Annotated in this window: 6 protein-coding genes; 2 read left to right on the top strand and 4 right to left on the bottom strand. The window is 58.4% G+C overall.

The features are described from left to right. Positions 1-217, top strand: a 217-nt coding sequence (locus CBW22_RS26500) for a hypothetical protein (protein ID WP_217899517.1), incomplete at its 5' end; no start/stop codon positions are given. A 9-nt stretch (positions 218-226) separates the two neighbouring features. Here the strand turns inward: CBW22_RS26500 and hemG are convergent. The 4 genes from hemG to pepQ are packed head-to-tail and all read right to left on the bottom strand — an operon-like array spanning position 227 to position 4,220. Then, positions 227-775: a menaquinone-dependent protoporphyrinogen IX dehydrogenase gene (gene hemG, locus CBW22_RS10215; RefSeq protein ID WP_088516583.1), complete on the bottom strand. Its 549-nt coding sequence runs from the start codon at positions 773-775 to the stop codon at positions 227-229. A 17-nt stretch (positions 776-792) separates the two neighbouring features. After that, positions 793-2,244, bottom strand: coding sequence for a Trk system potassium transporter TrkH (trkH, locus tag CBW22_RS10210; protein WP_021506935.1), 1,452 nt, complete (start codon positions 2,242-2,244; stop codon positions 793-795). Between the two features lie 27 nt (positions 2,245-2,271). Continuing rightward, a complete protein-coding gene (locus CBW22_RS10205; RefSeq protein ID WP_058758129.1) occupies positions 2,272-2,889 on the bottom strand; it encodes an IMPACT family protein in 618 nt (205 codons plus the stop codon). Beyond that, positions 2,889-4,220, bottom strand: a complete 1,332-nt coding sequence (gene pepQ, locus CBW22_RS10200; RefSeq protein ID WP_058758128.1) for a Xaa-Pro dipeptidase — start codon at positions 4,218-4,220, stop codon at positions 2,889-2,891. Before pepQ ends, CBW22_RS10205 begins: the two co-directional genes overlap by 1 nt. 185 nt (positions 4,221-4,405) lie before the next feature. Here pepQ and fadB point away from each other — a divergent pair, with 185 nt between their 5' ends. Then, positions 4,406-6,589, top strand: coding sequence for a fatty acid oxidation complex subunit alpha FadB (gene fadB / locus CBW22_RS10195; protein WP_088516582.1), 2,184 nt, complete (start codon positions 4,406-4,408; stop codon positions 6,587-6,589). The last annotated feature ends 2 nt before the right edge of the window (positions 6,590-6,591 follow it).

The following is a 6,591-nucleotide window of genomic DNA, read 5'->3' as shown; positions in this document are numbered from 1 at the left end:
ACGCGGCGTTCGGCCTGCTGTCGCGAGGTGGCGTATATTACGCTTTCCTCCTTCAGAGTCAAACACTTTTTTCAGCGTTTTTCTCCGGCGGGGTGAATCACTTCACGCCCTGCTGAGCCGCCTGCGTTGCCGCTTTGCCGTCTCAGTGGTGGCGCATTATAGAGAGTTAATTCTGGCTGACAAGGGTTTATTGCAAAAAAATGATCGTTCGGCCTAAATTTCACCACTACGCGTTATTTTGCGGCAATTTGCCTGGTAACTGTGCGAAATCCTGGGCAAAACGCGTGACTTTCTCCCAGTCAGTGTATTCAACTTCTTTGGTGGTATCCGTTTCGCCGCCGGTCATACGCATAATGAACTGAATCATGATGCGATCGAACCAGCGATAGCGTGGATAGCGCAGCGCACCGGCAAACACCGCACAGCGATCCGGTTGCCACGGTGACTGCGCCAGGAACTTACGCGTATAGGCATTGGTTTCCGGCGTGCACTTATCGGCTTTGCGCGCAGTAAGGTTGACGCTGAAAAAGCCGCTGACGCGCTGCTGCAGTTCCGCCTTATGTTGCGTGACGAATTTCATCAGCTCAGGCTGGAAATGGCCATAGCGGATCGAAGCGCCAATCAGCACGCGATCATACTGTGCCCACTCCACCTGCGGTGCCTGCGCCAGATCCAGCACATCGCACAGCTGCTGCGGTGTCAGCGTGCGGGCAATACGCGCCGCGATTTCACGGGTTTGCCCGTCACGGCTGGAATAAAGAATTAACGCTTTCATCACTCATTCCTGTTTTATTATTCGCGCCAAAAGGTGGGCGTGAACAGCACCAGCAGCGTGAACACTTCAAGGCGTCCAAACAGCATGGTGGAGATTAAAATCCACTTGGCGACATCATTCATCGACGTGAAGTTATCTGCCACCACACCCAGACCCGGGCCAAGGTTATTCAGCGTCGCCGCCACTGCGGCGAAGGCCGAGAAGTCATCCACGCCGGTGGCGATAATCGCCAGCATGCTGACCAGAAACACCAGCGCGTAAGCCGAGAAAAAGCCCCACACCGCTTCGAGAATACGTTCCGGCAGCGCACGGTTCCCCAGTTTAATGGTATAGACCGCATTGGGATGCACCAGGCGTTTCAGTTCGCGCGACCCCTGCTTGCACAGCAGCAGAATACGAATCACCTTCAGGCCACCGCCGGTCGAACCCGCCATACCGCCGATAAAGGCTGAACACAGCAGTAGTACCGGCAGGAACAGCGGCCAGCGCGCAATACTGTCGGTGGTAAAGCCCGCCGTCGTCGCCATTGATACCACCTGGAAGAACGCCTGATTGAGGGTTTGCCAGCCGCTGGAATAGACATTATGGAACCACAGCACCAGGGTACAAATCAGCACCAGCGTCAGCTGCACGCCAATGAACATGCGGAATTCCGGATCGCGCCAGTAGACTTTCAGGTTTCGCCCGCTGAGCAACGAGAAGTGCAGGCCGTAGTTACAGCCGGAGATCAGCAGGAAAATCGCCACGATGGTATTAATGGTCGGGCTATTGAAGTAGCCGATGCTGGCATCATGGGTAGAAAAACCGCCGATGGCGATGGTCGAGAAGCTGTGGCCGATAGCATCAAACATCGGCATGCCCGCCAGCCACAGCGCCAGCGCACAGGCCACCGTTAGCAGTACATAAATCAGCCACAGGGTTTTAGCCGTTTCGGCAATGCGCGGGCGCATTTTGTTATCTTTCAGCGGCCCCGGCATTTCGGCGCGATACAGCTGCATACCGCCGACGCCAAGAATCGGCAGAATGGCCACCGCCAGCACGATGATCCCCATACCGCCGAGCCACTGCAGCATCTGACGATAGAACAGAATCGCTTTCGGCAGCGAGTCGAGCCCCACCAACGTGGTGGCACCGGTGGTGGTTAAGCCAGAAAACGATTCAAAAAAGGCGTCGGTCACCGACAGGTGTGGCTGCTCGGCGAAGATAAACGGCATTGCCCCCACGCTGCCCAGTACGGTCCAGAACAGCACCACAATCAGAAAGCCTTCACGCGGTTTCAGCTCACTTTTTTGTTTGCGGTTGGGCCACCACAGCAGCGAACCGATGACAATCGCCATCATAAACGTCTGACTGAACGCGCGCCCGGCACCGTCGCGATAAATCAGGGCCACTAAGCCAGGCAGGATCATGGTTACCGAGAACAGAATCACCAGCAGGCCCACGATGCGGGTAATGGCGCGAAAATGCATTCAGCCGTTTCCTTTAAACAGATGCGGTTAGTTGTCCAGCGGGATCAGCGCCAAAGCGCCCCGGCTGTAATCAGAAAGGTTTTGCCTGAAGCCATCAATCTGCGGATGGGGCAACGCCAGACGTAGCGTAATGCGATCCTGATAATGGCTCTGTTCAATGCTGCCGTCAAAACGCTGCAGCAGGCGCTCTATATCGCTCAGTTGCGCATAGTCACACTGCAGGGTGAAACATTGCATCGGCACTTTGCGCTGGCGCGCCAGCAGCTTCAGCCCCTGCTGCACGCCGCCACCGTAGGCTTTCACCAGCCCGCCGGTGCCCAGCATGATACCGCCATAATAGCGCACCACCACAGCGGTGATCTCGCCCACGCCGCTGCCCATCAGCTGCGCCAGCATCGGCTTACCGGCCGTGCCGGAGGGTTCGCCATCGTCAGAAAACCCCAGCTGTTGTGAATCATCGGGCGCGCCCGCCACCCAGGCCCAGCAGTGATGCCGCGCGGTCGGGTGTTCGTGCTTTACCTGCTGCACAAAGGCGCGCGCAGCGGCCACCCCATCGGTATGCGCCAGCAGGGTAATAAAGCGGCTCTTTTTGATGGTCTCCTCGCTGAGACTGACGGCCTCAGCGGGAATGTCGTAAGCGTCCATCAGGCCAGATGCAAGTCACGCGTCATGTTTTCGATGCGGCTGGCGTGAATCACCACATTATCCTCAATACGAATGCCCCCGTACGGCTTCAGGGCATCAATCGCCTGCCAGTCAAAGTGCTGACTGAACTTACCGCTGCGCAGCGGCGCCAGCAGTGAATCGATAATATAGAAGCCCGGTTCAATGGTCAGCACCATGCCCGGCTGCAGCACCCGTGTACAGCGCAGATAAGGATACTGCGATGGCGCCGCCAGATGCGTGCCGCTGTCGTCCTGCATAAACCCGGCAACGTCGTGCACCTGCAGGCCCAGCGGATGGCCGAGGCCGTGCGGCATAAAGGGACCGGTGAGGTTTTCCGCCACCAGCGTTTCTTCGCTCAGCCCCTGCACCAGCTCAAACTTCAGCAGCAGACGCGCGATACGCTGATGCATTTGCAGATGGTAATCGGTATAGCGCACGCCGGCTTTCAGCGTGGCGATCAGCGCCAGCTCTTCTTTATTCATCGCGGCAACCATTTCCGCGTAGCGCGTTTTGCTCTGCGCCGCGTAGCTGCGCGTCAGGTCTGCCGCATAGCCAAGATACTCTGCGCCGGCATCAATCAGGAAGCTGTGACGTTTCGCCGGCGGCTGATGGTCAAGCCGGGTGTAGTGCAACACCGCAGCATGTTCATTCAGCGCGATGATATTGCCATACGGTACATCAATGTCACGGTGGCCGGTGGCGGTCAGATAGGCAAGATTGATATCAAACTCGCTCATGCCGGAGAAGAACGCCTCTTTCGCTGCGCGATGGCCTGCCACCGCCAGCTTCTGCGCTTCGCGCATACAGGCCAGCTCGTAATCGGTTTTGATGCTGCGATGATAATGCAGGAAGTCGATGACGCCCTGAGGATTGATCCCCTCGCTGCGGATGCCCAGCTGGGTGGCGCGGGACGGTACCGGCCCGATATAGGCCACATTGTCGCGCTGTGCCGGCAACAGCTGAGCGATATCGTCAGCGTTTTTCAGGCCGATGACCTCAACATCCTGGGTCCAGAAGCTGTCCGGCAGTGGCTCGACGTTGTGCCAGTAATCGACCGGCGAGTAGAACCACAGTTTGGGTTTATTCACGCCATCGATCCACAGCCAGCAGTTGGGCACCTGCGTCACTGGCACCCAGGCTTTAAACTGGGGATTCACCTTAAACGGATAGTCATGATCGTCAAGAAATACGGTCAGCAACTCGCCTGAATGAATCAGCATGGCGTCCAGCTTAAAGCGCGCCAGCACCTGTTGCGCACGCTGCTGCAGCGTTGAGATATGCGCGTGATACAGGGTTTTCAGTGAATCCATGGACTTGTCTCCGATGTCGCGAAAGTGGCGGCAGTGTAGCACAGCCGCGCGGGGGATGCCGTGCTGCGCGCGCTGTGATCGCCGTATCAAATAAGCAAACTCTCGTTTGCAAAAAATTAACATGACACCCACACTCCTGATCATCTGGTATGACCAGATCACCTTTCGCGTTTCAGGAGACGGACATGCTCTACCAAGGCGATACCCTTTCAGTGCACTGGCTTGACGATGGCATCGCCGAGCTGGTTTTTGATGCGCCCGGTTCGGTGAACAAACTTGATACCAAAACCGTCGCCGCCTTAGGCGAGGCGCTGAGCGTACTGGAGCAGCAAAGCACACTGCGCGGCCTGCTGCTCTCTTCCGCCAAACCGGCGTTTATTGTCGGGGCGGATATCACAGAATTCCTGTCGCTGTTTGATGCGCCCGCTGAGCAGCTTAGCCAGTGGCTGACATTCGCCAACAGCATCTTTAATCGTCTGGAAGATTTGCCGGTGCCGACCATCGCCGCCATCGACGGCTACGCGCTGGGCGGGGGCTGCGAGTGTGTGCTGGCGACCGACTTCCGCGTGACCACGCCCACCGCGCGCATTGGCCTGCCGGAAACCAAACTCGGCATTATGCCGGGCTTCGGCGGCAGCGTGCGTCTGCCGCGCCTGCTCGGTGCCGACAGCGCGCTGGAGATCATCGCCGCCGGTAAAGATATTGATGGCCCGGGCGCGCTGAAGCTCGGTCTGGTGGATGCGGTGGTCAGCAGCGAGAAGCTGCGCAGCGCGGCGCTGACCATGCTGCAGGATGCCATAGCCCAGGGCAGCTGGCAGGCGCGTCGTGCGCCGAAGCTGGCACCGCTTAAGCTCAGTCCGATTGAAGCCGCGATGAGTTTTACCCTCGCCAAAAGCATGGTGCAGCAAACCGCCGGTAAACACTATCCGGCTCCGATCGCCGCGGTGCGAACCATCGAAGCGGCAGCGGGCTTAGGTCGTGATGATGCGCTGAAGCTGGAAACCGCTGCTTTTGTGCCGCTGGCGCAGAGCGATGTGGCACGCGCGCTGGTCGGCATCTTCCTCAATGACCAGTACGTAAAAGGCCTGGCGAAGAAACACAGCAGCGCGGCCGGCACGCCAGAGCAGGCGGCGGTACTGGGCGCAGGCATCATGGGCGGCGGGATCGCCTGGCAGTCGGCCTGGAAAGGCGTGCCGGTGAAGATGAAAGATATTAATCCGCAGGCGCTGACGCTGGGCATGAATGAAGCCAGCAAGCTGCTTAACAAGCAGCTGGAGCGCGGCAAAATCGACGGCACGAAACTGGCGAGCGTGCTGGCGAGCATTCAGCCGACGCTGGATTACAGCGGCTTTGATCGCGCCGATGTGGTGGTCGAAGCGGTGGTCGAGAACCCGCAAATCAAAGCCAAAGTGCTGGCTGAAACCGAGCAGCAGCTGCGGGATGATGCCGTGCTGGCCTCGAATACCTCCACCATTCCAATCAGCCAGCTGGCGCAGGCGCTGCAGCGTCCGCAAAATTTCTGCGGCATGCACTTCTTTAATCCGGTGCCGCGTATGCCGCTGGTCGAAGTGATTCGCGGTGCGCAAACCTCTGAAGCCACCATCAGCAAAGTGGTAGCGTGGGCCAGCAAGATGGGCAAAACGCCGATTGTGGTGAATGACTGCCCCGGCTTCTTTGTGAACCGCGTGCTGTTCCCCTACTTTGCCGCCTTCAGCCTGCTACTGCGCGACGGCGCGGACTTCCGCCAGATCGATAAAGTGATGGAGAAGCAGTTTGGCTGGCCGATGGGGCCGGCGTGGCTGCTGGACGTGGTGGGCATTGATACCGCGCATCATGCACAACAGGTGATGGCGCAGGGCTTCCCATCGCGGATGCAGAAAGATTACCGCGATGCCATTGATGTGCTGTTTGAAGCCAAACGCTACGGCCAGAAAAATGGCCAGGGCTTTTACCGCTGGGAACAGGACAAAAAAGGCAAAGCGCAGAAGCGCGCCGATGTGGAGGTCGATGCGCTGCTGGAGCCGGTATGTGAACCGAAGCGGGTATTCAGCGATGAAGAGATCGCCAACCGCATGATGCTGCCGATGCTCAACGAAGTGGTGCGCTGCCTCGAAGAAAACATCATTGCTTCGCCCGCCGAGGCGGATATGGCGCTGGTGTATGGCTTAGGCTTCCCGCCGTTCCGCGGTGGCGCGTTCCGCTATATGGACACGCTGGGCATCAGCAATGTCGTCGATCAGGCTAAACGCTACCTCGCGCTCGGCCCGCTGTACGCGCTGCCTGAGCTGCTGGTTCAGAAAGCCCACCAGCATCAGAGCTGGTATCCCGTCGCTCAACCGATTGACGCAGCGGCGCTGCAAACTGCCTGAGG

Source organism: Pantoea sp. VS1, assembly GCF_002207995.1.
Lineage (GTDB): Bacteria > Pseudomonadota > Gammaproteobacteria > Enterobacterales > Enterobacteriaceae > Pantoea > Pantoea dispersa.
The sequence above is the reverse complement of the archived record's forward strand: the minus strand, read 5'-3'. Positions and strand labels throughout refer to the sequence as shown.

Bases quoted from the DNA above. Each gene is read 5' to 3' on its own strand.
- hemG (WP_088516583.1), bottom strand. From the start codon at position 775: ATGAAAGCGTTAATTCTTTATTCCAGCCGTGACGGGCAAACCCGTGAA.
- fadB (WP_088516582.1), top strand. From the start codon at position 4,406: ATGCTCTACCAAGGCGATACCCTTTCAGTGCACTGGCTTGACGATGGC.
- pepQ (WP_058758128.1), bottom strand. From the start codon at position 4,220: ATGGATTCACTGAAAACCCTGTATCACGCGCATATCTCAACGCTGCAG.
- CBW22_RS10205 (WP_058758129.1), bottom strand. From the start codon at position 2,889: ATGGACGCTTACGACATTCCCGCTGAGGCCGTCAGTCTCAGCGAGGAG.
- trkH (WP_021506935.1), bottom strand. From the start codon at position 2,244: ATGCATTTTCGCGCCATTACCCGCATCGTGGGCCTGCTGGTGATTCTG.